This is a genomic window from Streptomyces sp. NBC_01142 (assembly GCF_026341125.1).
GTDB lineage: Bacteria > Actinomycetota > Actinomycetes > Streptomycetales > Streptomycetaceae > Streptomyces.
The window spans coordinates 2,845,001-2,868,605 of record NZ_JAPEOR010000002.1; the positions used below are offsets into that span (position 1 = coordinate 2,845,001).

General features: G+C 71.5%; 18 protein-coding genes, 2 tRNA genes and 1 riboswitch (1 of these 21 only partly in view). Of the genes, 9 read left to right on the forward strand and 11 right to left on the reverse strand.

Annotated features, from left to right (window positions below; translation table 11 throughout):
- Positions 1 to 1,121 carry the 3' portion of an MFS transporter gene (locus OG883_RS30460; RefSeq protein WP_266547426.1) on the forward strand. The gene continues 226 nt to the left of window position 1, outside the view, so the window shows 1,121 of its 1,347 coding nt (coding positions 227-1,347); its start codon lies off the left edge, out of view; the stop codon is at positions 1,119 to 1,121.
- Here the strand turns inward: OG883_RS30460 and OG883_RS30465 are convergent.
- Together OG883_RS30465 and OG883_RS30470 are read right to left on the reverse strand one after the other, a co-directional pair.
- Positions 1,115 to 2,764, reverse strand: a complete 1,650-nt coding sequence (locus OG883_RS30465) for an ATP-binding SpoIIE family protein phosphatase (protein ID WP_266547429.1) — start codon at positions 2,762 to 2,764, stop codon at positions 1,115 to 1,117. The genes OG883_RS30460 and OG883_RS30465 overlap by 7 nt on opposite strands.
- Positions 2,765 to 2,871: 107 nt before the next feature.
- A complete protein-coding gene (locus tag OG883_RS30470; protein ID WP_266547432.1) occupies positions 2,872 to 4,308 on the reverse strand; it encodes an NAD(P)/FAD-dependent oxidoreductase in 1,437 nt (478 codons plus the stop codon).
- Positions 4,309 to 4,634: 326 nt separating this feature from the next.
- On the opposite strand from OG883_RS30470, the gene OG883_RS30475 reads away from it, so the two are divergent.
- Both OG883_RS30475 and OG883_RS30480 read left to right on the forward strand, forming a co-directional pair.
- Positions 4,635 to 5,474 (forward strand): TetR/AcrR family transcriptional regulator, encoded by an 840-nt coding sequence (locus OG883_RS30475; protein ID WP_266547435.1) that lies wholly within the window; start codon positions 4,635 to 4,637, stop codon positions 5,472 to 5,474.
- A gap of 211 nt (positions 5,475 to 5,685) precedes the next feature.
- A complete protein-coding gene (locus tag OG883_RS30480) occupies positions 5,686 to 7,761 on the forward strand; it encodes a sigma-70 family RNA polymerase sigma factor (RefSeq protein WP_266547438.1) in 2,076 nt (691 codons plus the stop codon).
- A 142-nt stretch (positions 7,762 to 7,903) separates the two neighbouring features.
- Here OG883_RS30480 and OG883_RS30485 read toward each other — a convergent pair whose 3' ends face one another.
- Positions 7,904 to 10,021 carry an asparagine synthase-related protein gene (locus OG883_RS30485; protein WP_266547441.1) on the reverse strand — a complete coding sequence of 706 codons (2,118 nt, stop codon included), beginning with the start codon at positions 10,019 to 10,021 and terminating at the stop codon, positions 7,904 to 7,906.
- An 854-nt stretch (positions 10,022 to 10,875) separates the two neighbouring features.
- On the opposite strand from OG883_RS30485, the gene OG883_RS30490 reads away from it, so the two are divergent.
- The 4 genes from OG883_RS30490 (at position 10,876) to OG883_RS30505 (ending at position 16,161) form a co-directional block, all read left to right on the forward strand.
- Positions 10,876 to 12,294 carry an MFS transporter gene (locus tag OG883_RS30490; RefSeq protein ID WP_266547443.1) on the forward strand — a complete coding sequence of 473 codons (1,419 nt, stop codon included), beginning with the start codon at positions 10,876 to 10,878 and terminating at the stop codon, positions 12,292 to 12,294.
- Between the two features lie 171 nt (positions 12,295 to 12,465).
- The gene (gene lhgO, locus OG883_RS30495) at positions 12,466 to 13,665 is read left to right on the forward strand and encodes an L-2-hydroxyglutarate oxidase (RefSeq protein WP_266547446.1); all 1,200 of its coding nucleotides are present in this window, start codon (positions 12,466 to 12,468) and stop codon (positions 13,663 to 13,665) included.
- Between the two features lie 180 nt (positions 13,666 to 13,845).
- Positions 13,846 to 14,709 (forward strand): tRNA (guanosine(46)-N7)-methyltransferase TrmB, encoded by an 864-nt coding sequence (gene trmB / locus OG883_RS30500; RefSeq protein WP_266547449.1) that lies wholly within the window; start codon positions 13,846 to 13,848, stop codon positions 14,707 to 14,709.
- Between the two features lie 156 nt (positions 14,710 to 14,865).
- A complete protein-coding gene (locus tag OG883_RS30505; RefSeq protein WP_266549600.1) occupies positions 14,866 to 16,161 on the forward strand; it encodes a PrsW family intramembrane metalloprotease in 1,296 nt (431 codons plus the stop codon).
- 63 nt (positions 16,162 to 16,224) lie between these two features.
- Here OG883_RS30505 and OG883_RS30510 read toward each other — a convergent pair whose 3' ends face one another.
- From OG883_RS30510 to OG883_RS30530, 5 genes are all read right to left on the reverse strand, one after another.
- Positions 16,225 to 17,172 (reverse strand): aldo/keto reductase, encoded by a 948-nt coding sequence (locus OG883_RS30510; protein WP_266547452.1) that lies wholly within the window; start codon positions 17,170 to 17,172, stop codon positions 16,225 to 16,227.
- 203 nt (positions 17,173 to 17,375) lie between these two features.
- On the reverse strand, positions 17,376 to 18,437 hold the full coding sequence (locus OG883_RS30515; RefSeq protein ID WP_266547455.1) for a M23 family metallopeptidase: 1,062 nt from the start codon (positions 18,435 to 18,437) through the stop codon (positions 17,376 to 17,378).
- A gap of 11 nt (positions 18,438 to 18,448) precedes the next feature.
- Positions 18,449 to 18,606: riboswitch (cyclic di-AMP (ydaO/yuaA leader) on the reverse strand.
- Between the two features lie 257 nt (positions 18,607 to 18,863).
- Complete coding sequence (locus tag OG883_RS30520) at positions 18,864 to 20,051, reverse strand: PP2C family protein-serine/threonine phosphatase (RefSeq protein WP_266547458.1); 1,188 nt, start codon at positions 20,049 to 20,051, stop codon at positions 18,864 to 18,866.
- A gap of 273 nt (positions 20,052 to 20,324) precedes the next feature.
- Entirely contained in the window at positions 20,325 to 20,489 is a 165-nt protein-coding gene (locus tag OG883_RS30525; RefSeq protein ID WP_266547460.1) for a hypothetical protein, read from the reverse strand.
- A 137-nt stretch (positions 20,490 to 20,626) separates the two neighbouring features.
- Positions 20,627 to 20,700 (reverse strand) — tRNA-Met (locus tag OG883_RS30530).
- 99 nt (positions 20,701 to 20,799) lie between these two features.
- Between OG883_RS30530 and OG883_RS30535 the strand changes: the two genes are divergently transcribed.
- Positions 20,800 to 21,759: a hypothetical protein gene (locus tag OG883_RS30535; RefSeq protein ID WP_266547462.1), complete on the forward strand. Its 960-nt coding sequence runs from the start codon at positions 20,800 to 20,802 to the stop codon at positions 21,757 to 21,759.
- Positions 21,760 to 21,835: 76 nt separating this feature from the next.
- Here the strand turns inward: OG883_RS30535 and OG883_RS30540 are convergent, their stop codons facing one another.
- Complete coding sequence (locus tag OG883_RS30540) at positions 21,836 to 22,036, reverse strand: DUF5988 family protein (RefSeq protein ID WP_266547465.1); 201 nt, start codon at positions 22,034 to 22,036, stop codon at positions 21,836 to 21,838.
- 146 nt (positions 22,037 to 22,182) lie between these two features.
- On the opposite strand from OG883_RS30540, the gene OG883_RS30545 reads away from it, so the two are divergent.
- The gene (locus OG883_RS30545) at positions 22,183 to 22,662 is read left to right on the forward strand and encodes an alpha/beta hydrolase (RefSeq protein ID WP_266547468.1); all 480 of its coding nucleotides are present in this window, start codon (positions 22,183 to 22,185) and stop codon (positions 22,660 to 22,662) included.
- Here the strand turns inward: OG883_RS30545 and OG883_RS30550 are convergent.
- Both OG883_RS30550 and OG883_RS30555 read right to left on the reverse strand, forming a co-directional pair.
- Positions 22,593 to 22,991 carry a hypothetical protein gene (locus OG883_RS30550; RefSeq protein ID WP_266547469.1) on the reverse strand — a complete coding sequence of 133 codons (399 nt, stop codon included), beginning with the start codon at positions 22,989 to 22,991 and terminating at the stop codon, positions 22,593 to 22,595. The genes OG883_RS30545 and OG883_RS30550 overlap by 70 nt on opposite strands.
- A gap of 480 nt (positions 22,992 to 23,471) precedes the next feature.
- Positions 23,472 to 23,544 (reverse strand) — tRNA-Lys (locus OG883_RS30555).
- Between the last annotated feature and the right edge of the window lie 61 nt (positions 23,545 to 23,605).

The following is a 23,605-nucleotide window of genomic DNA, read 5'->3' on the forward strand; positions in this document are numbered from 1 at the left end:
CCGTGGGTGCGGCGGGCATGGGGCTGTCGAGCAGCGTGCCGGCCGTCGTGCTCTCCGCCGCGCTGCTCGGAGCGGGGACCGCCGTGATGCAGCCGGCGCTCGCGACGATGATCGTCTGGTGCTCGGACACCTCGACCCGTACGCGTGCCTTCGCCATGCAGTTCTTTCTACAGAACCTGGGACTCGGCATCGGCGGGCTGATCGGCGGGCACATCGTCGACGAGAGCCGGCCGGCGAGCTTCACTCTGCTGTTCGGCATCGAGGCCGCGATGTTCCTGGTGCTCGCGGGGATCACGCTCACTGTGCGGCTGCCGCGTTCGCTCTCCCTGCAGGACGCGATGCCCGAGAACGCCGAGGCCAAAGCAAAGGGCGGGATGCGCGCCCTGTTCCGGCACAAGGCCATGGTCCAGCTGTGCGTGCTGGGCTTTGTCCTCTTCTTTGCCTGCTATGGACAGTTCGAGTCGGGTCTGGCGGCGTACGGCACCGAGGCCGCCGGGATCGAGCCCGCGACTCTGGGGACGGCGCTGGCCGCCAACACCGCGGTGATCGTGGCCGCGCAGTTCCTGGTACTCAGGTTCGTGGAGCGGCGCAGGCGCAGCCGGGTGATCGCCGCTGTCGGTCTGATCTGGGCCGTGGCCTGGATCGCGGCGGGGTACGCGGGTCTCGGCCACGGCAGCCAGGCGATGGCCACGGCCGCGTTCATCTCGACGTACGCGCTCTTCGGACTCGGCGAGGCCATGCTGTCGCCGACCGTTGCCCCGCTGGTCGCCGATCTGGCGCCGGAGTCGATGGTCGGGCAGTACAACGCCGCTTTCGCCCTCGTGAAGCAGCTCGCACTGGCGGTCGGTCCGGCTGTGGGCGGGCCGATGGGGGCCGCGCTGCACGGGCCGTACGTCGTGACGTTCGCACTCTTCTCGCTCGGCATCACCGTGCTGGCACTGCGGCTGGGCAAGCAGCTCACTCCCGTACAGGACCAGCCCTCGCTCGCGACCGTGGGGAAGTCGCGTGTGGTGGTCATGCACAAGCCCGAGACCGAGGCCGGGGACGGGGACGGGGCCGAGGCCGAGCAGACCGGGAGCAAGCAGGCCGTGGCCGCGCAGCGCGTCGCCTCAGCTCACTGAGGCAGGGCGAACTCGCACCAGACCGCTTTGCCGCCGCCCGGCGTGCGGCGGCTCCCCCAGGACGAGGCGATCGTCGCGACGATGGAGATCCCGCGGCCCGCCTCGTCCTCCGTTTCCGCTCGGCGGCGGCGCGGCAGATGGTCGTCGCCGTCCGTCACCTCGATGATCAGGCGGCGGTCGGTGCGGCGGAGTCCGAGGCGCATGGGCGGGGTGCCGTGCTGGAGGGAGTTGGCGACCAGTTCGCTGGCGGCCAGGACCCCCAGGTCGTGCAGCTCCGGGGAGAAACGCCAGGAGGCGAGGACTCCGGAGGCGAAGGCGCGGGCGCGCGGTGCCGCCTCGGTGCCGCCCAGCAGGTCGAGGGCGGCGTTGTGGAACAGCTCGGCGGTCGGGCCCGTACGCGTCGGGTGCTGGACGACGAGAACGGCGACATCGTCGTCGTGCTCCGCGGTCACGCCGAGGGAGCGGATCAGACGGTCGCAGACGACCTGCGGGGCTCCGGTGGCTCCGGAGAGTGCGCGCTCCAGGGCGGCGACTCCCTCGTCGATGTCCTCGCCGCGGCGCTCGACCAGACCGTCCGTATAGAGGACAGCGCTGGATCCGGGCGGCAGGGCGATCGTGCCCGAGGTGTGGAGCCATCCGCCGGTGCCGAGCGGGGGTCCTGTCGGCTCCTCCGCCCGGCGGATCGTGCCGTCCTCGTCGCGGACCAGGATGGGGAGGTGACCTGCCGAGGCGTAGACGAGCCGGCCCTCGTTCGGGTCGTGAACGGCGTAGACGCAGGTGGCGATCTGGCTGGCGTCGATCTCGGAGGCAAGGCCGTCGAGCAGCTGGAGCACCTCGTGCGGGGGAAGATCGAGACGGGCGTAGGCGCGTACGGCGGTACGGAGCTGGCCCATGACCGCGGCCGCACGCACCCCCCGGCCCATGACGTCGCCGATGACGAGCGCGGTGCGGCCCGCGCCGAGCGTGATGACGTCGTACCAGTCCCCGCCGACCGCCGCGTCCGTCCCGCCCGGTTGGTAGGTGGCGGCGATCCGCAGATCGTCGGGCTGCTCCAACTCCTGCGGGAGCAGGGACCTCTGGAGCGTGACCGCGGTCTCGCGGTGCCGGCGCTCGCTGGCGCGCAGCCGCTCGGCGGCCTCGGCGTGGTCGGTGACGTCGGCCGCGAAGACGAGGACTCCCCCGCCCTCCTTGGGGCTCTCGGCGGGCAGGCAGGTGACGGTGTACGACCCCGAGCCCAGGACCTTGCGGGACTTGACCGTGCGGGGCTTGCCGCTGCGCAGCACCTGGTCCATGAGGGGGAACAGCCCCAGTTCGCCGAGCTCGGGGCAGCTGTCGGCGGCGTGGGTGCCGGGCGTGCGGTGTCCGAAGGCCGCGGCGTAGGCGTCGTTGACATACGCGACGCGGTGCTCGGGGCCGTAGACGACGGCGACCAGGGCGGGGAGACGGCCGAGGATCTCGCGTACGGAGAAGCCCTCGAGGGCGGGGACGTCGGGCAGGGGCTCCGGCTGCTGCTCGTACTCGCCGCGGGCCGCGGGCACCGAGCCTTCCCCTCGCTGCGCCGGGGAGGTCCCGTGGTCGGTCCTCCGCGCTGCGGCGCGACGCTGCGTACCGGGGAGCCTTGGGCTCCAACGCGTGAAGTTCACTGACTTTCTAGCCTCAATGGTTGTCGCCAAGGGTCACTCTGTGCAGGTGTGAGCCCACCTATGGTCACACGTCCAGTGTGACCGACCGGACTGACAGTCGTCGTTGTCTAGCTGTCTCCGGGACCGCCCTGCGATCCGCCCTTCGGCCCTTTCTCCAGCCCGTTCTGCGGGCTCTTCCCGGGTCCGCCGCCGTCTCCGATGCCGTGGCGTCTTCCGCCTGCGGCGAGTTCGAATTCGGCGCGCGGATGTTCGAGCGAGCCCAGCGAGACGATCTCGCGTTTGAAGAGTCCGGAGAGGGTCCACTCGGCGAGCACACGGGCCTTGCGGTTGAAGGTGGGGACGCGGCTGAGGTGGTACGCGCGGTGCATCAGCCAGGCCGGATAGCCCTTGAGCTTACGGCCGTAGACATGGGCGACGCCCTTGTGCAGACCGAGGGAGGCGACCGAGCCGACGTACTTGTGGGCGTACTCCTTGAACGGCTCCCCGCGCAGCGACGCCACGATGTTCTCGGCGAGCACCTTGGTCTGGCGCACGGCGTGCTGGGCGTTGGGCGCGCACTCCGCGCCCGACTGGTCCGAGGTGACATCGGGTACGGCGGCTGCATCACCGGCCGCCCAGGCATGTTCGACGCCGGCGACGGTGAGCTGCGCGGTGCACTTGAGGCGGCCGCGCTCGTTGAGGGGCAGGTCGGTGGCGGCGAGGAGGGGTGCGGGCCTGACGCCTGCCGTCCAGACGACGGTGCGGGTCGGGAAGCGGGTGCCGTCGCTCAGCACGGCGACGCGGCCCTCGCAGGAGTCCAGCCGTGTTTCGAGGCGTACGTCGATATTGCGCGCGCGCAGCTCGCGGATGGCGTACTTGCCCATCGCCTCGCCGACTTCGGGCAGGATCCGGCCGGCGGCCTCGACGAGGATCCACTTCAGGTCCTCGGCCTTGACGTTGTGGTAGTAGCGCGCGGTGTAGCGAGCCATGTCCTCCAGCTCGGCGAGAGCCTCGACGCCTGCGTAGCCGCCGCCGACGAAGACGAAGGTGAGGGCGGCGTCGCGAATGGCCGGATCGCGTGTGGAGGAGGCGATGTCCATCTGCTCGATGACGTGGTTACGCAGACCGATGGCCTCCTCGACGGTCTTGAATCCGATGCCGTAGTCGGCGAGGCCGGGAATCGGGAGGGTACGGGAGATCGAACCCGGCGCGATGACGAGTTCGTCGTACGTCATCTCGATGGGGCCGGTGCCCTCCTCCACGGTGGCGAGGGTGGCGACGGTCGCGGTGCGCTTGGCGTGGTCGACGGCCTTGGCCTGACCAATGACGATCTTGCATCTGCCGAGCACGCGGCGGAGGGGAACCACGACATGCCGTGGAGAGATGGAGCCGGCCGCGGCCTCCGGGAGGAAGGGCTGATACGTCATGTAGGGCTCGGGCGTGACCACCACGATCTCCACCTCGCCCCGGGCCAGCTCGGGCTTCAGCTTCCGCTGCAGGCGCAGCGCGGTGTACATCCCGACGTAGCCGCCGCCGACAACGAGAATGCGCGCAGGTTCCTTCACCACCCCATGACGCAACGGGCTCAGTCGTTTGTCCACAGGCCCGACAAATTGTGTGACCGGAAGGTGTCGGCGGGCCGGCGCGGGCGGGTCACCGGATGGAGGGAAAGGTGCGCAGGTCAGGGGCTGCCAGGGGGGTGGTGCGAGGGGGCGGAATAGGGAACCTTCCGGCCCTTGCTCCGATCGGGGGGCGCTCTGTGCGGAACTACCCTCTTCTGAATTGACCCTGGCTCAACTATGTTCGTACTTCGTCGGCGTGTCAGGCCTAGGCACGTCCGGCAGTCAGGGCGGGAAGGTCTCCGGGGGGAGACATTCCAGGGGGAGACATCATGACCGGGGGAACACTTATGCACATTCAGGATTCGCATTTGCAGGCTGTCGTCGTCACGGCCACGGGTACGGGCACGGCAGCGGACGGCAGCGGGAACGGGACCGTCGACCACGGGACCATCGGCCTCGGGAACGGTGGGAACGGACGGACGGGATCGGGCGGGACCAGCCGCTCGGCGCCGCTGCGTGTGGACGCCCAGCGCAATCTCGAGCATGTACTGCGGGCCGCTCGCGAGGTGTTCGGCGAGCTCGGCTACGGAGCGCCGATGGAGGACGTGGCGCGCCGGGCCAGGGTGGGAGTCGGGACCGTATACCGGCGCTTTCCGAGCAAGGACGTCCTGGTACGCCGGATAGCCGAGGAGGAGACCTCCCGGCTGACCGAGCAGGCGCGTACGGCTCTGGGACAGGAGGAGGAGCCGTGGTCGGCGCTCTCCCGCTTCCTGCGCACATCGGTGGCGTCAGGTGCGGGCCGGCTGCTGCCGCCCCAGGTGCTGCGGGTGGGCGTGGAAGCCGACGACTCTTCGGTCGTTGTACGGGACGAGGTGCGGGTTCCGCAGCAACGGGTGGGCGCACAGCCCGATCTGCGGGTCGTCGGGCAGCGTCCGGTGCCGGCGGAGGAGCAGGACGACTCGGGCGCCGCGGAGCTGCTGGAGGTCGTGGGACAGCTGGTCGACCGGGCGCGGGCGGCGGGTGAGCTGCGCGGCGATGTGACCGTGGCGGACGTCCTGCTGGTGATAGCCACGGCCGCGCCGTCTCTGCCGGACGCCGCGCACCAGGCGGCCGCCTCGGCACGGCTGTTGGACATCCTGCTGGAGGGGCTGCGATCGCGTACGGCGTGAACCGACCCGCACCTGCCGGCACACCAACTGACCGCTGGGGCAGGGGCGCTTGCGCCTTCCCGAACGCCTTCCCGAACGGGTGATGGGTGTGCCCGGATTCGGGAAGTCTCCCCGGATGAGTGGTTGCCGGGCATGAGGGTTCGACCGGCTGCCGCTCTGTGGCACTCTGGCCCGGTGTTGGGGTCTGAAGGTGCTTACGGGGGCTTCCGCGATGAGCGGTGACGGTCGGGACGAGTCACTCGGCGGTACGGACGGCGTGGGCGGCGGTTCGGGGTCGGCCGGTCTGCCCTCTCCACAGGTGCCGAGCCAGGGCGGGCCCGCAGGCTCGTCCGGAGCTCCCCGCCCTGGCAGGGCGCACGGTCCCACCGGACCACTCGGTCCCGGTCCCGGTACGGGTATGGGCGCGGGCGCGGGGCGCTCGGGCGAGCACGCCGTGCCGCAGCAGCGCGAGGGTGGTGGTCTCGACTCCGTACTGCCGCCGCCCCGCGAGCTGCCCACGTCCGACCTCGAGTTGATCCAGCGCATGCGGGAGGGCGACGACAGCGCGTACGAGGAGCTGTTCCGCCGCCACTCGAACTCGGTCCGGCGGTACGCACAGACCTGCTGCCGGGACGCGCACACCGCCGACGACCTGACGGCCGAGGTGTTCGCGCGGACGTTGCAGGCGGTGCGCGGGGGTGCGGGGCCCGAGCAGGCCGTGCGGGCCTATCTGCTCACCACGGTACGGCGGGTGGCGGCAGCCTGGACAAAAACCGCCAAGCGGGAACAACTGGTCGAGGATTTCGCGGTGTTCGCGGGAGAGGCCGCCCGCAGTTCGGACGTCTCGGACGACACCTTCGATCTGGGCGCGGACGTGCGCGCGATGCACGAGGCCGAGCAGTCGCTCGCCCTGCAGGCCTTCCGTTCCCTGCCGGAGCGTTGGCAGGCGGTGCTCTGGCACACCACCGTCGAGGAAGAGTCACCGAGCGAGGTGGCGCCGCTGTTCGGACTGACCGCCAATGCCACGGCGGTGCTGGCCGGCCGAGCGCGCGAGGGCCTCAAACAGGCCTATCTGCAGGCCCATGTGAGCTCCGCGCTCACCTCCGGCGGCGACTGCGCCCGGTACGCCGACCGACTGGGGGCGTACGCCCGTGGGGGTCTGCGGATGCGGGCCGAACGGGGTCTGCGCAAGCACCTGGAGGAGTGCGCCAAGTGCCGGCTGGCCGCGGGCGAGCTGGCGCATGTCAACGCCGGGATTCCGGCGCTGCTGCCGGTCGCGGTCATCGGCTGGTTCGCCGCCGGATACTCACTCAAGGCCGCCGGGATCGTGGCCGGCGGCGCCGCGGGGGCGGGCGTTGCCGCCGCTGCGACGGGCGGCGCGTCGGGAGCCTCCGGAGGCGTGGCGGGCGGCGCCGCGACGGAGGGCCTTGGCACGTCGGCGAAAGCCGGGATCGCGTCGGCAAAGGCCGGGATCGCATCGGCGGTGGCCGTTGCGGCGGCGGCCGGGCTGGTGTGGGCATTTGCCGGTGATCCCGAGCCCGCGTCGAGGCCCGAGGCCAGGCCGCCGGCCGCGGACCCTGTCGTACCGCTGAAGCCTGCCCCGACGCCGAAGCCTCCGGCTGCGCCTGAGGCGGACCCCACCCCGCCGCAGCCGAAGAAGTCCTCGCCCAAGGGCACCCCGACACCGACACCGGCCCGGGCGCACGCCCCGACATCCGCCCCGGCACCCATCCCGGTACCCGCCCCGACAGCGAAGCCGGTGCCACCGAAGCCCACGCCTCCGGCGCAGCCCGCGCCCGAGCCGAAGCCGACACCCACCCCACCGCCTCCACCGCCCCCGCCCCCGGCCCCGGCCCCGGCCCCGGCCCCGGCCCCGAAGGTCTACCAGGTGAACCGGCTCGAGTACGGCGTGTTCGGAGACCACACCGCCCCCGAGGTGCGCCTGGGCGAGAGCGGCTGGCTCTGGCGGCGCTGGGGCATGTCGATCGGCGGCACGCGGTACGGGCACGGGGTGACCATGCGCGGCAAGTCCTCCGTCACCATCGACCTCAACCGTCAGTGCTCCGCCTACGACGCCCTGGTCGGCGTCGACGACCTGACGCTGGGCAGGGGGGCCGTGCGGTTCTCGGTGTACGGGGACGGCGGGCGGCTGTGGCGGTCCCCCGTGATGCGCGGCGGGGACGCGGCCGTGCCGGTGCATGTCCCGATCGCGGGCCGGAAGACCATCCGGCTGGTCGTGGAGCCGCACACGGCCTTCGACTCGCCGGCGCTCGGGGACTGGGCGCAGTCCCGCATCAGCTGCGGCTGACCCGGACCTCCGGATCAGCTGATGCCCCGGGGGCCGAGGGCGCCGTTCCCCTGGCCCGGGGGCCGAGGGCCCCGTTCCCTATCCCCGCCCGCCTCGCCCCGCCCCGCCCCACCGCAGCCGCAGCCGCAGGCAGCTGCAGCTGCTATGGCCGGAGCGTCGGCCTCGGGGGGACCCCTCCCGCCACCGCCCGCTGGCGGGGTGCCGCCGTGCCTGTCCAGCACGTGCCCCTTCGCGAGAGCAGCCTCCGCAGCCACAGTTCCGTCGAGATCAGGTCCGCGAGGCCGTCCAGCGGGACCGGTTCGCCCTCTGCCGCGGCGCGTAGCGCCTTGCGGACCACCCGCGCCTCCACCAGGCCCGCGTCCGCCAGCAGCGGCGCGTCGAAGAGGGCCATCAGGTGCGGGAGCGAGACACGCAGGCCCGCCCGGGCCGCCGCCGTCGACGATGCTTGGGTCGTCGCGCCCCAGCCCGGGGGCAGGTCGTGGATGCCCGCGCCCGCGAGGACCGTGCGGAGGATCTCCGCGCGGGCGCCCGGCCGGACCCGCAGCGATTCGGGGAGGTCGCGACAGGCCCGTACGACCTGATTGTCGAGAAAGGGCGCGTGCAGACGCTGGCTTCGGATCTCCGCGGCCTGTTCCAGAATCCGCTGGCCCGTCGCCTGGCGGGCCAGCGCCGCCCGTGCCCGGGCCTCCCCCGGCCGCTGCACGGACGTAGGACGCATCGCCGCCTCCGTCAGGCGAACCGATACTTCAGCCAGCGCCTCGCCGGTGAGCCAGCGCGCCGCGGGTCCCGGCCGGGACCAGGTCAGAGCGGCGAGCGACGCCCCCAGCGGGCCGCCGCGCGAACCGTTCAGCAGGCCGCCGCCGGGGCGGTTGGCCTCCAGCAGCCGGTCCGCCGCCACCTCCAGGCCGGTGCGGTACGGCATCCGGGCCAGCCGCCGCGCCGCCCGGTACACCGTCAGCGGAATGAACAGCGACTGCGGCGAGGCGCCCTCGGCCCGGGCCAACGCCGCGACGGGACGCAGCAGATGACGCCGCCGCCGGTCCAGCAACAGGTCCGCAAGCCGCGCCGGATGCGCGTCCAGAACCTGCCGCGCCCCCGCTCCCGTGAAGTGATCGGCGCTCCCCGCGGCCAGCCGTCCGCGGTGACGTTCGGCCACAACCAGCGACGGAGCCGGCTCATCCGTCAACGGCCCGGCGTCCAGGCCCGCGTACGGCAGGCCCTCCTCGTGCGCCGCGACGACCACATGGTGCAGCCGCGGGTTCGAGGCGATCGCGCGCGCCCTCTCCAGTTCGGCCTCGCGCCCGCCGGTGGTCAGATCGTTGAAGGTGACGGCGAGCAGCCGTTCGCCCGCGCCCGTGCCGTGGCCGAGGACCGTGCCGGGTGCGCCGGGCAGCCCTGCCGCCAGCAGCGCGAGCGTGCCCGACGCGCTGCCGCCCGACAGGTCCGCGCCGATCCCGGGCACGGGGCCGGCGCGCCCGCCCCGCGCGGCACGCCGGTCAGCGGGCCCCATCCCCGGCACGGGGCCCGGGTCCGGCGGCAGGGTCTCGGGCGCGTGCCGGGGAGCGGTGAGCCTGGCCCGTACCGCCTCGATCAGCGCGTCGCGTACGCCGTCGATGGCGCGCTCCGCCTCGATCTGCGGCCCCGCGACGGCGAGCGACGCCACCGGCTCGTACCCGGTGACTTCACGCGAGCCCTCGCGCAGGATCAGCGCGTGCCCGGGCGGGATGCGCTTCACACCGTCGTACGGGGTCGAGTCGCGCAGCGCCTCCGGCGTCTCCGGGCAGGCGAGCAGCGCCGCCAAGTGCCCGATGTCCAGCTGGGCTTCGATGAGGTCGGCGAGCGGAAGCGCGGCGGTTGCGTACGCGGTGCCGTTCGCCCACGGGGTGTAGAACACGGGTCTCGCCCCGGCCAGGTCACCGGCGACGGTGACCCGTCGGCCGACCTGCACGACGGCCGTATAGCTGCCGGCCCACGCGGTCAGATGCCGCAGCGCCCCGCCGCGCGCGGCGAACAGTCCCACCCGCAGCTCCTCGTCGCTGGCCGCGCAGCAGCCGAGGACGGCGAGCTTGGTGAAGGAGTCGACGGTGACGACACGTACCTCGTCGGGGCGCCAGTCGCCGACCGCCCAGAGCGGATCCGGGTCGCCCCACAGCAGTTGTGCGCCGACGGGGTGGACGGTGTGGGCTTCCCCGGACGCACCTACAGCCCCTGCCGTACCAAAGTGCGCGGCGATACTGCTCCAGCCCACCAACCACCGCATCGCCGCCTCCACAGGCTGTGGACAAACCCTGGCCCGCCGAACCTCGGACCTGCCGGGGATCCCGGGCACACCGGACCCCGACCCGTCAGACCCTGGGCCCGTCAGACCTTGGGCGCGCCAGACCTTGGGCACGCCAGACCTTGGGCACGCCAGACCTTGGACCCCGGATCTCGGCCTACCGTGGCCGTTCGGGAACATGCTGCCACGAAGGCGGCGCACAGGAGGGGCTCCGGGTAGCGCCCGCAAAAAGGGAACACGCCCCTGGCAATGGCGATTTGACGACGGTCGGGAGGGAAGCGGGGAGTCCGGCGAACGCCCACACGGGCGCAAAAGGGACCCGGGGGACAGGCAGTATTCAGCCATTCTCCGAACACCGCAACGATCGCACAGCTGTCCCTCACCCGTCTGCACGCACAGTCCGGGAGGCGCTGTTCGCCTCCCGGACCGGTCCGCCGCCCGCGGGGATTGAGACGACGGGATCCCCCAGCCCACTGGTTCCAGTACGCAGTGGGCCGACCCACGCAGCACTCATGCAAGCGCCCCCCCTTCAGCCGGGCCAGAGCGCACGGACGGGCGCACGGCCACACAGCCGGAGCACAATGGCGACGCGTCCACGGCCGGCCATCCACCCGATCGCACAACAATCCCGCCATACGGAACACCGCCCCTTAACGGTCGGGATGCGGCGAACTACGCTGTGTTTACTGATGTTCTCCGCGGGGGGCATATTCCGAGGGGCTCGGCCACATGCTTTTGCAACCGGGATCCAGGAGCTGTTCACCGGGGAGGACACGGCACGAATGCCGTGCGCCCAGGCGCGACGCGGCGGCCGTCTGTGTGTCGAGGGGTGGCGCATGTCCAGGGAGCAACGCGGGCCGAACGAAAAGCTCGGCACCGTTCTCGCCCTCGCGGGAATCAGCAACGCCGGCCTCGCCCGGCGGGTCAACGACCTAGGTGCGCAGCGCGGTCTGACCCTTCGCTACGACAAGACGTCGGTCGCGAGGTGGGTGTCCAAGGGCATGGTGCCGCAAGGCGCCGCGCCCCATCTCATCGCCGCCGCCATCGGCGCCAAGCTCGGCCGTCCGGTGCCGCTGCACGAGATCGGTCTGGCGGACGCCGACCCGGCCCCCGAGGTCGGGCTCGCCTTCCCGCGCGATGTGGGCGAGGCAGTGAAATCAGCCACTGAGCTGTACCGCCTGGACCTGGCGGGGCGGCGGGCCGGCGGGGGCGGCATCTGGCAGTCGCTGGCCGGATCCTTCGCAGTGAGCGCTTATGCGACGCCCGCGTCGCGCTGGCTGATAACCCCCGCCGACTCCTCGGTAGAGCGCTCGGTGGACACCGCGGACGACACTCCCGCACGCGTGGGCCACAGCGATGTGGCAAAACTGCGCGAGGCGGCGGAGGATGCGCGCCGCTGGGACTCCAAGTACGGCGGTGGGGACTGGCGTTCGTCGATGGTGCCGGAGTGTCTGCGGGTGGACGCGGCCCCGCTGCTCCTCGCCTCCTACTCCGACGAGGTGGGCCGGGCGCTCTTCGGGGCAACGGCCGAACTGACGCGCCTCGCCGGGTGGATGGCCTTCGACACCGGGCAGCAGGAGGCGGCGCAGCGGTACTACATCCAGGCGCTGCGCCTGGCCCGTGCGGCCGCGGACGTCCCGTTAGGGGGGTATGTGCTCGCTTCGATGTCGCTGCAGGCAACGTACCGGGGCTTCGCGGACGAGGGCGTGGACCTGGCGCAGGCGGCGCTGGAGCGCAACCGCGGTCTCGCCACGGCCCGCACCATGAGCTTCTTCCGGCTGGTGGAGGCGCGGGCGCATGCGAAGGCGAGCGACGCGGTGGCTGCCGGAGCGGCACTGAAGGCGGCGGAGGGCTGGCTCGAGCGCTCGCGGGAGGGCGATGCGGACCCGTCCTGGCTGGGTTTCTACTCCTACGACCGGTTCGCGGCGGACGCCGCCGAGTGCTACCGCGATCTGAAGGCACCGCGCCAGGTACGCCGCTTCACGGAGCAGGCGCTCTCCCGGCCGACGGAGGAGTTCGTACGCTCGCACGGGCTGCGGCTCGTGGTGTCGGCCGTAGCCGAACTGGAGTCGGGGAACCTGGACGCGGCCTGCGCGGCAGGTACGCGCGCGGTGGAGGTCGCGGGCCGGATCTCCTCGGCGCGCACCACCGAGTACGTACGGGATCTGCTCCACCGCCTCGAGCCGTACGGCGACGAGCCGAGGGTCGTGGAACTGCGGGAGCGGGCCCGGCCGCTCCTGGTCGCCCCGGCATAAGGCGCGCGCCCCCCTGGTTCATCTGGTTTAAGGGCATTGTCAGTGGGCCAGTGCACTATCGGGGTGGGAGGTGACGCGGTGACGGCGTTCGGGCATGGCTCGGGACATGGCTCCGGGTATGACTCTGGGCATAGCTCGCGGCATGGCTACGGGCACGACTTCGACTGTGACGTGCTGGTGATCGGCGGCGGGATCGTCGGCCTGTCGACGGCGTATGCGCTCACGCGTGCGGCTCCCGGGACACGGGTCACCGTCCTGGAGAAGGAACCGGGCCCGGCCAGGCACCAGACCGGGCGGAACAGCGGAGTGATCCACAGCGGCGTCTACTACCGGCCGGGGTCGCTGAAGGCGCGGTTCGCGGTGCGGGGCGCGGCCGAGATGGTCAAGTTCTGCGCGGAGTACGGCATCGAGCACAAGGTCACCGGGAAGCTGATCGTGGCGACCGGGCGGGACGAGCTGCCGCGACTGCACGCTCTGGTCCAGCGCGGCCGCGAGAACGGCATTCCGGTGCGGGAGCTGGGTCCGGCGCAGATCACGGAGTACGAACCGCAGGTGCGGGGCCTCGCTGCGATCCAGGTCGGGACGACCGGGGTGTGCGACTTCGGGGCGGTGGCGGCGCAGCTCGCGACCGCCTCCGACGCGGACGTCCGGTACGGCGAGGAGGTCACCGCGGTCGATCGCAGGACCTGGGGTGTCGCGGTGCGCACGGCGTCCGGGACGGTGGTCAGGGCGCGGGTGCTGGTCAACTGCGCGGGTCTGCACTGCGACCGGGTTGCCCGGCTGGCGGGCGACGACCCAGGGATGCGGATCGTCCCCTTCCGTGGCGAGTACTACGACCTGGCCCGCCCCGATCTCGTACGCGGACTGGTCTACCCGGTCCCCGACCCCGCCTTCCCGTTCCTGGGTGTGCATCTGACGCGCGGCATCGACGGCGGCGTCCACGTAGGGCCGAACGCCGTCCCGGCGCTGGCCCGCGAGGGCTACAGCTGGTCGGCGGTCCGCCCCCGGGAAATGGCTCAGACGCTGGGCTGGCCGGGCTCGTGGCGGATAGCCCGCAGGCACTGGCGGTACGGCGCCGGGGAGCTGCACCGCTCGCTGTCGAAGCGCGCTTTCACGACGGCGGTGCGCAGACTGCTGCCGGCCGTGACGGAGGACGATCTGCGACCGGCCCCGGCGGGCGTACGGGCGCAGGCGGTACTGCGGGACGGAACGCTGGCGGACGACTTCCTGATCCGCGAGGCCCCACGGACGGTGCATGTGCTGAACGCCCCGTCCCCGGCGGCGACGGCGTCTCTCCCGATCGGCAGGGAGGTGGCGCGCAGGGCTCTGACGGCCCTGGCGGACGGACAGCGGGCGCGGGCCGGGAGATAGCGGGCGAGCGCGGATCCCCGGCCCGCGCCGCCCGTCCGCCCGTTCCTCCGCCCCTCCGCCCGCCCCTCCGCAGGTCCGCCCGTCCGTCCGTCCGCATGGCCACCCAAGGCCACTCATGGCCGCCCATGGCCGCCCCGGCCGAGGAGAGGGCTCGGCCCGGCGCCGTAGAATCAGGGCATTGTGTCTGAGCTCCGTAACTCCACCCCCGACGCCCCCCAGCCCCCTGTCCGCGCCAAGGGCGAGCCCCGTTTTCCCGGGGGGCCCGCCGCCGATCCGGCCGGGTCGCATCATGAGCGGCGCATCCGCAGCTTCCAGCCGCGGCGCAGCCGTGTGACCGTCGGTCAGGCCGATGCGCTGCAGCGACTGTGGCCGACCTGGGGCATGGACATCGACGGGCACCGCGTCCTTGATCTGGAGAAGATGTTCGGCGGGCTGCCCGTCGTCCTCGAGATCGGATTCGGGATGGGCGAGGCCACCGCGCAGATGGCCGCCGACGACCCCGGCACCGGGATTCTGGCCGTCGACGTCCACACCCCCGGCCAGGGCAATCTGCTCGGTCTCGCGGAGCGGAACGGACTGTCCAACATCCGGGTGGCCAACGGCGACGCGATCATCCTGCTCCGGGAGATGCTCGCGCCCCGCTCGCTCGACGGGCTGCGGGTCTACTTCCCCGACCCCTGGCCCAAGAAGCGGCACCACAAGCGGCGGCTGATCCAGCCCGAGTTCCTCACCCTCGCGGCACAGCGCATGAAGCCCGGCGCGGTCATCCACTGCGCCACCGACTGGGAGCCGTACGCCGAGCAGATGCTCGAGGTCCTCTCCGCGCACCCGGACTTCGAGAACACCCAGGAGGACGGCGGTTACGCTCCCCGTCCCGGCTTCCGCCCCCTGACCCGCTTCGAGGGGCAGGGCCTGGACAAGGGGCACAAGGTCCACGACCTGTTGTTCCGCCGCCCGTTGCGGGACACGCCCCCCGACGGTCAAACCGACGCACACCACGACATATCCCCCGAAGCACACCGGGACGCACCACTCGGCGCATAACCCGACGCACCACTCGACACACAAGACGCACCACTCGACACACCATTCGACGTGTAACCCCCAGTAGTACCGCGGACGTCATCGCCAGTTGTCAGTGCGCCTCGTTAGGGTCATTGGGTGTCCGATTCGCCCCCGCACCACTCCCCACCGCATCCGGTGGTTCCGGCGTGCGAGCAGCAGCCGCTGTTCGACGCCGTGCCGGAGCGTGCCCACTGGCGCTACAAACCCCGCCGCGCGTCCCGGCTCTGGCGCAGCAAGGCGGTACGGGCCGGGGTGCTGATCACGCTCCTCGCCCTCTCCGGTCTGATGATCCTCGCGCTCGTCCGCGAACAGACCGGCACCCACGGCTTCCTGGTCGGCCTCGGTCTTGCGACCCTGCCCGTCCCGCTTCTGGTGGCCGCCTTCCGGTGGCTCGACCGGGTCGAGCCCGGCCCCTGGCGGAATCTGCTCTTCGCCTTCGCCTGGGGCGCCTGCGCCGCAGCCCTGGTCGCGATCATCGCGAACACCTTCGCGACCCGCTGGATAGCCACCGCCACCGCCGATCCGGCGAGCGCGGACACCCTCGGCGCGACCGTCATAGCTCCGGTCGTCGAGGAGAGCGCAAAGGCCGTGGCAGTCCTGCTGATCTTCATTTTCCGCAGACGGGACTTCACCGGGATCGTCGACGGCGTGGTCGTGGCCGGCATCACCGCGACCGGCTTCGCCTTCACCGAGAACATCCTCTACCTGGGCAGTGCCTTCGGCGAGGACCAGGAGATCGGCACCTCGGGCCTCGCCTCGGTGACCGCCGCGACCTTCTTCGTACGGATCGTCATGTCACCGTTCGCGCATCCGCTCTTCACCGTGCTCACGGGTATCGGCTTCGGGATCGCCGCGCTCGCCGCGCAGCGCCAGAGGATCCGCCGGGTCGTCCTGCCGCTGCTGGGACTCGCCCTCGCGATGGGCATGCACGCCCTGTGGAACGCCTCGGCGTCACTCTTCGGCCCGTGGGGGTTCTACGCCGTGTACGGGGCGTTCATGGTCCCCGCCTTCGGCCTGCTGACCTGGCTGGCGATCTGGACGCGGCAGCGCGAACTGCACACGATATCCACCGAACTGCCCGCGTACGCCGCGGCCGGCTGGCTGACGGATGCGGAGCCGCGCGCCCTCTCCTCCATGCGGGCGCGCACGATGGCGCGCGACTTCGCCCGGCACAGGTACGGACCGGCCGCCGCGCACACCGTGTCGGAGTACGAGCGGTTCGCGACCTCCCTGGCGTTTCTGCGCCATCGGGCCCGCCGGGGTGCGGCGGGCCCGGACTTCATGGCGCGCGAGCAGGAACTGCTGCACCACCTGTGGCAGCGCAAGGAGGCGGCCGGTCCGGCGCTCACGTACGCGGCGCGGGCGACGGGCCGGGTGCGGGTGCCGCCGCCGCACCGCGACTACAGCGGCCACAACCCGTACCGCTACTAGCTACTCCCGACCCGGCCCGTACGGCCACTACGCCCCGTCCCGCCCGTCGCCCCGTCCCGCCCGCTACGGGGCAGCGGCCGCCGTCAGCTCGGCCAGCTCCTCCGCCGTCAGCTCCAGGTCCGCGACGGCCAGCAGGGCGGGCAGCTGCTCCACCCTGCGGGCCGAGGCGATCGGCGCGGCGACCGTCGGCTGCGCGGCCAGCCAGGCCAGCGCAACAGTCGCGATCTCGGCGCCGCGCGCCCCGGCCACGGTGTCGAGCGCGGCGAGCACCTTGAGGCCCCGATCCGTCTGCAGGTGCCTGGCCGCACTCCCGGCCCGCGGGCTGTCCACCGACGTATCCGGCCGGTATTTGCCGGTGAGGAAACCGGACGCGAGCGCGTAGTAGGGGACGGCGGCGAGTCCGGCGCGGGCGGCCGTGTCCTGGAGCTCCCCCTCGTAGGTCTCCCGGGAGACGAGGTTGTAGTGCGGCTGCAGCGCGACGTAGCGAGCGAGCCCCTCGCGCTCCGAGAAGTCCAGCGACGCCTGCAGCCGTTCGGCACTGAGGTTGGAGGCGGCTATGGCGCGCACCTTGCCCTCCCTCACCAGCTGGTCGAGGGCGATGATGATCTCCTCGACCGGGACGGACGGGTCGTCGAAGTGCGTGTAGAACAGGTCGATGCGGTCGGTACGGAGCCGGCTCAGCGACGCCTCGGCCGCGGCCTTGATCGTCGTGGCGGAGAGGCCCCTGTACTGGGGGTGGGCGCCGACCTTGGTGGCGACAACGATCTCGGAGCGGTTGCCACGCGCGGCCAGCCAGTCGCCGATGACGGTCTCGGACTCGCCACCTGCGTTGCCCGGCACCCACGAGGAGTAGCTGTCGGCGGTGTCGATGAAGTTGCCGCCCGCGGCGGTGTAGGCGTCGAGTACGGCGAAGGACTGCGCCTGGTCGGCCGTCCAGCCGAAAACGTTGCCGCCGAGGGCGAGCGGGAACACGGCGAGGTCGGAGGAGCCGAGGGTACGGAGTGACATCATGCGTTGATCAACGGCCGTACCAGGGCGGGCTATTCCGGCCGGCGGGCCCGCACAGCCCGGCAGCCCTGGCGTCGGGGGTGTACGCCAGGGCTGCCGGGGAATACGAGAGCTGCGCGCGGCACCACGAAGGCTGCCGTAGTGCCGGAGTGCTCACATGCCGTGGAGACAGGTACTCGGACAAGTCCCCGGGCAGGGACAGGGACTCAGACGGAGAGGCCCATGCCGCGCAGCCACGCCATCGGGTCGACGCCGTCGCCGGACGCCGTGTGAACCTCCAGGTGGAGGTGCGGCCCTGTCACATTGCCGGTGGCGCCCACGCGACCGATGACATCGCCGGTGCCGACCTTCTGCCCGACGCTGACGGCGATTGAGGACTGGTGGCTGTACGAGACCTCCGTACCGTCCTCGAGCTCCAGCACCGTGTGGTAGCCGTACGAGCCGGACCAGCCCGCCGACTTGACGGTGCCACCGTGCACGGCCTTGAGTGGCGTGCCCGTCGGGGCGGCGAAGTCGAGACCCGTGTGATACCCGGAGGACCACATCGAACCGGACTGACCGAAGGTAGAGGTGATCGTGTACGAGGAGAGCGGGACGGCGTAGCTCTTGGCAAGCTCGGCGAGCCGATCAGCCTCGGCCTTGGCCGCCGCGGCCTCCTCGGCCTTCCGCTTCTCGGCCTCGACCTTGGCCTCCGCCTCGCTCTGCTGCTTCCTCGCCTCGGACGCGGCTTTCTCGGCGGCGAGCTTCTCAGCGGCTGCCTTCGCTTCGGCGTCCGCCTCGGCCTGCTGCTGCTCGGCCTGCTGGAGGATGCGGGCGCGCAGTGCCTCACCCGCGCTGCTCGAGCCTTGGTCCGCTACGCCCGTGGTGCCCGAGCCGGTGTCGGCGGCAACCGTCATGGCGGTGAGCGGGGCGGCGTTCGCGATCCCCGCATCGCCGTCGGCGTCGTCGGACATCAGGGAGCCCACGCCCGGCAGGGACTTGGCGTCGGGGAGGTTGTCCGAGATCGAGTCGGGAAGCGAGATGGAGACCGCAGGCTTGTCCTGCGCGGTGGCGATGCCGCCCGCGCCGACCGCTGCGATCACACCGACGCCGAGGACCGTGGAGCTACGCGCGAGTCCGCCGCGCTGCTTCAGGACACGGTGCCGACCGCGCACCGGACGGACGGAGTCCTCGGTGGGGTTCCATTCCTCCCAAGTCCGCTCCGCTCCCTCGTCACCGAAGTAGTCAGTCGCGAAGGGTGCTTCGGGGGCAGGTTTGTTGGACGCCACGGAGGCGTGCTCCTTTCCTTCCTTCTCGCCTACCGGGTTAGCTGACGGGTTCGGAGCAGGAAGGTCTCCTACGAGCGCCTCGGCCGCCGAAAAAAAGCGGCAAAGAATGCCCGATTCACCCCAATTGGTGGTTCCCCGGTTCCCTTGCGGGATTCGGCGCGTGCGCACGGTGCCGTCTCTTGCGACGACTGGGACGACCGCGCTGCGTTATCGAACGTTAATAGACTCGGGGGCCGGATTCCAAGCTGTTCCGAGTGATCATTAACGACTTTGATCACGACTTACCGGGACACAAGGGGCCGGAAGCGGGCGACTTGATCGCCCCTCAGGCAGGCTCCGTATCTGACGGTGCATCACATGCTATGCGGAGGGGTATCTTCCGACTACGCACCGTGCGGATCTGCTGATCCTCAGGTCTGCTGATCCTCAGGTCTCCCGCTCCTCGGCCCTGTCCGCCGTGCCGACCCGGACGGTCGTTTCGGCTTTGACGACCGGCACGGTCCTGCGGCGGTCCTGCTGCCCTTCCGCGGGGCGGCTGACCGCCAGCAGCGCCATGTCGTCCGTGGACCGGCCACCCGTGTACCGGCGCACGTCGGCGACCAGCGCGTCCAGCAGCTCCTCCGGCCCGGGAAAGATCCGGCCGCCGAGCCGCCCGGCGGGGTCGTAGAAGACGCCGTCCGCGTCGCGCGCCTCGGAGAGCCCGTCCGTGTAGAGGAGCAGCGTGGCCCCGGCGGGGTACGGATGCTCCTCGGCCCGGTCCGGCAGCATCCCCAGGTCGCCCATCCCCAGCGGCAGCGCGGCCACGGTCGGCTCCAGCATGTCCAGGTCCCCGTCCGCGTACAGCATCAGCGGCTGCGGATGCCCCCGGTTCACCACCCGCACCACGCCCCCGCCGCGCGGGACCTCGGCGAGTACGGCCGTGGTGAACCCCTCGAAGATGTCAAGGGTGTCCCGCCGTGTCCCCTCACGGGCCAGGGCACGCTCCAGTCGCTCGGCAACGCCCTCCAGCGACCTCTCCTGCTCGGCGGCCTCCCGGAACGCCCCGATGACGACGGCCACCGCCTCGACTGCCTCCATCCCCTTGCCGCGGACGTCGCCCACGACCAGCCGCACGCCGTACGGGGTGTCCTGTACGGCGAAGAGGTCGCCGCCGATGAACGCGTCCGCCTGCGCCGCCTCGTACCGCGCGGCGACCTGCAACCCGCCGATCCGGTCGACGGGGGTGGGCAGCACGGCACGCTGGGCGGTCTCGGCGATGACGCGGGCGGAGGCGAGCCGCTCGCCGCTGCGCATCACGACCCTGTTGATGAGCAGCGCGAACCCGGCGACGGTCAGCACGGTGAACAGCTCGGTGTACGCCGGGACGCGGCCGATGGTGCCGTTGTAGATGTGCAGGCCGAGCACGGCCGCGACCGCCGCGATGCCGGTCAGCAGGGTGGTGCGCCAGGAGAAGAAGGGGGCGGCGATCAGCGGAGCGGCCGAGAAGAGCGGCGCGGCCGTGAACTGGGGCGGGGTCGCGAGGTCGTAGACCAGCCCGCCGATGATCAAGAGTGTGGGCAGCGCCCGGACGAAGCGGCGAGCCTTGTTGATGCCGGCCTTGTCTCGCTGCCCCACCGCTGTTCTCCTGCCAGTCCACCCACGGCCACGGCTGCGGACGGAACCGCGCCCTTCGCCCTACCCAGGCTGGCCGCAGCGGCGCCGGGCGGCGACTCGCCTTCGGCCAAGTGGGCGACAGGAGATGGGGACGGACGGAAGCGTACGGGGGGGCAGCCTGGGGCGTACGGGAGCAGACGAGCGCGTACGGGCCAGGGCCGGAGCGCACGGAGCACGGCGCCCAGCCGACTCCGGTCGGCTCCGATCGGCCCCGTCGGCACCGGTCAGCTGCAGTCAGCCGCGGTCCACCCCGAGGGCAATGACCCCGACCAGGCCGGCGGGCGCGAGCACGCGCCCGTCGCCGCCACCGCCACCGCCGCCGGCGCCCTGCCAGACACCGATCAGCAGGGCGCAGAGGGCGAGCAGCGCCGCGACGGCAGAAGCCGTCCGGGCCGCCACCTCACCATCCTGATCACGCCGAACATCCCGAACGCATTGATCACTCATAGCGCACGCGACACTACTCCACGCATTCACGGGACGGCATACGACAACGGCCCGGCACTCTCATCGAGTGCCGGGCCGTAGCCTGCAAGTAGCGGGGACAGGATTTGAACCTGCGACCTCTGGGTTATGAGCCCAGCGAGCTACCGAGCTGCTCCACCCCGCGTCGGTAAACACAACCTTACGCCATCCGGAGCAAGATCCACACCATTGATGAGTACGAACGCTCTGTCGCCCCTCCTGCCACTCCGCCACCATGCTCCGCATGGGGGAAATCGTGAGGGAGAGCAGGGAGCAGAGCCAGCAGGGTGAGCGGGGCGAGAAGACCTGGGCCCTGACTGCGGGACATCTGCTGCTCGTCTGGTTCTTCGGTTCGGCGGTGGCGCCCGCCCTGGGTTTCGCGATAGTCGGCGCCGGGTGGGGCGGCGGCATGCCCGCAGCGCTGATCACCCTGCTCGTCGGCGGGCCGGTCGCGGTCGCGGCGCTGGCCGCGCTGGGCCGGCTCGCACGCGGCATGGTGCCGCTCTGCGCGACGACAGGCGGCCTCATCGGCTGGGCGGTGACCGTCTTCGCAGGCGGCACGCTGGGTGCGATCGCCGGGGCGGCCGCGTGGACGACGGAGGAATTCGGCAGGGGCAGCGCCGAGGTGCTCATTCCGCTGAGCGGCATCCCGTATGCGCTGACCGCCGCGTTCTTCGTCCCGGGCCGGGCCGTACGCCTCACCTCGGCGGCCGCGCTCGCCGGGACCCTGGCCTTCGCCGCGTACACCCTCCACCAGGCGCGTGAACGCGACACGTTGAACGAACTCCTCGCGGGCGACCCACTCTCCCGCGAACAGCGCCTGCTCATCGACCCGCCCGGCGACTACGAGTTCGAGGAGGACAGCGGCACCCTCGGCCCGACCGATTTCCGCGTCCACTTCACGGCGGGCGGCGGACAGGGCGCGTCTCCCGGATTCCCCTACCAGGTCACCGAACGCCGGGACGGCGACTGCCCCGAGGACCTGCCCGGCCGGATCAGCTGCGAGGACGTCGGTGACGGTTTCACCGTGGTCACCCAGCGACACGACGACGGGGATGTGTGGTCGTACGTCCATCTGCGTCGCGGCGGGCTGCTGTTGGCGGCGCGTACGGCCCCGGGACTGGGCGTACCGGAGTTGCGCGCCGCCCTCGCGGCGGCGCGTCCGGCGACGGACGACGAGCTGTTGCGGGTTCTGCGCGAGTGAGGGTCGCCGGCCGCCGGCTCACCCGGCGGGGTGAGGTCGCGCCGCCCGGCTCGCCCGCGCTGGTCGCTCGCCCGCGCTATTCGGCGATCTCTGTCCGTTCCCACCACTCGTAGACAGGCAGCCGTCCCTCCGGGCCCTCCTGATGCCGCGCGGTGACCTTGAAGTGCTCGTACCCGCCGCGGTGCGGAATCTTCAGCTCTTGTCCGGGAGGGGTGATCGGAACGATCCGCTCGGGCAGATCGTCCGGACCACCCTCGAGGACTGCCTTGTTTGCCATACCCCAGTCTTGCCACCCACGGGGCCCGCGCGCACGTCGGACCGGCGGACGGGGTACGCGGGGCGGCCGGCGCAGCAAACCCTTCGGGCACTGGGACAGCTGACCGACCAGGTCCGGCCGTCCTCACCACTGTCTACGCCGACGCGATGCGGGAGACCTTCGAGGGCCCGCTGAACGTGCTGGGCCTCTCCACAGGCGGGTCCCTCGCCCTCCAGCTCGCCTCCGACAGCCCCGAGCTGGTCGACCGTCTGGTCCTGGGTGGTACGGCCTGCGCTCTCGGACCGGTCGGCAAGCGGGCGCAGCGCGCCTACATCGAGCGCGCACGCCGGGGCGAGCGTCCGAGTCCCGCGCCGGCCGAGATGCTCACCGAGTCGGTGATCGGCCGGATGCTGCTCAAGGGGCCGCCGTGGCTCATGAACGGCCGGAAGGACCACGCCGATGCCGCCACCATGATGGGCGCCGAGGACGGTTTCGACCTGCGTGGCCGACTGATCAGGCCTCATGAAGGCCCTGACCACTCATCTGGCGGGGGCCTTCGATTCATTTCAGACGGCGCTCACAGGACGATCACACGCATGGCTCGACATGCCTGCTTACGAGGCCCATCCGGCAAAGCGTCCTCGTAGGACTGCAACCCCTTGGTGACCGCCAGCTTCGCGTAGTGGGGGGCATCGCCCAATACTTCGTAGAGCTTGGCGAATTCGTAGTAGGTCTCTACGGCGCCGTCGACCGCCTCAACGAAGCCGTCGACCGCCTCGGTCAACAACTCCTCGACGACACCTTTCGCCAAGCTCTGCGCCGCAGCCCCCACCGCTACACCTGCGGCCGCTCCAGGAGGCCCTCCCATGGCCGCGCCCACAGCTGTGGGCACCCCAGCGCAGATGGCTGCAGCCGCAGCAGAAATCACGTGTTCTTTCTTGACCCTGCGGGCCACGACAGAGCCGATGTCGATCACGGTTCACCTTCCCGCGCCGCGCGGGCACGCCGCCCCTCCGGCGACAGCACGCTTACTACAAATGGTTCTACCGCCTACGCCTGGCGGATGTTCCGGACCAAGTCAGGCACAGCAGTGAAGTAGGGGCGCACGGATGCAAGACAGAGGCGCACTTCCGCGGCCGAAGCGAGCGGCCCGTGCTGTTCGCCGGCCGCGCCGTGGCGGACGCCGCTGATCCAGCTGACGGCGACGTCGGAGGACCAGGTTGCCAACGCCTACCGGCCGCTGCAGTCGAATTGAAGTACGGCCCGCTCGGCTCATTTGATGCGAGTGGGCGGGGAGTTCACGCGCATCGGGGACCAAGGCCACATCGATGTATGTAACTGCCTTGATCGTCCGCCGCTCGGGCCGGCAGCCGACAGCGGGCCGGCAAACACCGGAATCAGCCCGAGAGACAAGATCAGCCCCAGGTCAGACACTGTCTGACCCGGGGCTGAGATGTAGGCCGTGTGGGACTCGAACCCACAACCAACGGATTAAAAGTCCGCTGCTCTGCCAATTGAGCTAACGGCCCTCGGCAAGAGGCACCCCCGCAGCATAGCCGGGACAGAGCCCGGGAGCCGATCGGGTATCGA

Bases quoted from the DNA above. Each gene is read 5' to 3' on its own strand.
- OG883_RS30545 (WP_266547468.1), top strand. From the start codon at position 22,183: ATGCGGGAGACCTTCGAGGGCCCGCTGAACGTGCTGGGCCTCTCCACA.
- OG883_RS30485 (WP_266547441.1), bottom strand. From the start codon at position 10,021: ATGCGGTGGTTGGTGGGCTGGAGCAGTATCGCCGCGCACTTTGGTACG.
- OG883_RS30475 (WP_266547435.1), top strand. From the start codon at position 4,635: ATGACCGGGGGAACACTTATGCACATTCAGGATTCGCATTTGCAGGCT.
- OG883_RS30535 (WP_266547462.1), top strand. From the start codon at position 20,800: ATGGGGGAAATCGTGAGGGAGAGCAGGGAGCAGAGCCAGCAGGGTGAG.
- OG883_RS30490 (WP_266547443.1), top strand. From the start codon at position 10,876: ATGTCCAGGGAGCAACGCGGGCCGAACGAAAAGCTCGGCACCGTTCTC.
- OG883_RS30540 (WP_266547465.1), bottom strand. From the start codon at position 22,036: ATGGCAAACAAGGCAGTCCTCGAGGGTGGTCCGGACGATCTGCCCGAG.
- OG883_RS30510 (WP_266547452.1), bottom strand. From the start codon at position 17,172: ATGATGTCACTCCGTACCCTCGGCTCCTCCGACCTCGCCGTGTTCCCG.
- OG883_RS30480 (WP_266547438.1), top strand. From the start codon at position 5,686: ATGAGCGGTGACGGTCGGGACGAGTCACTCGGCGGTACGGACGGCGTG.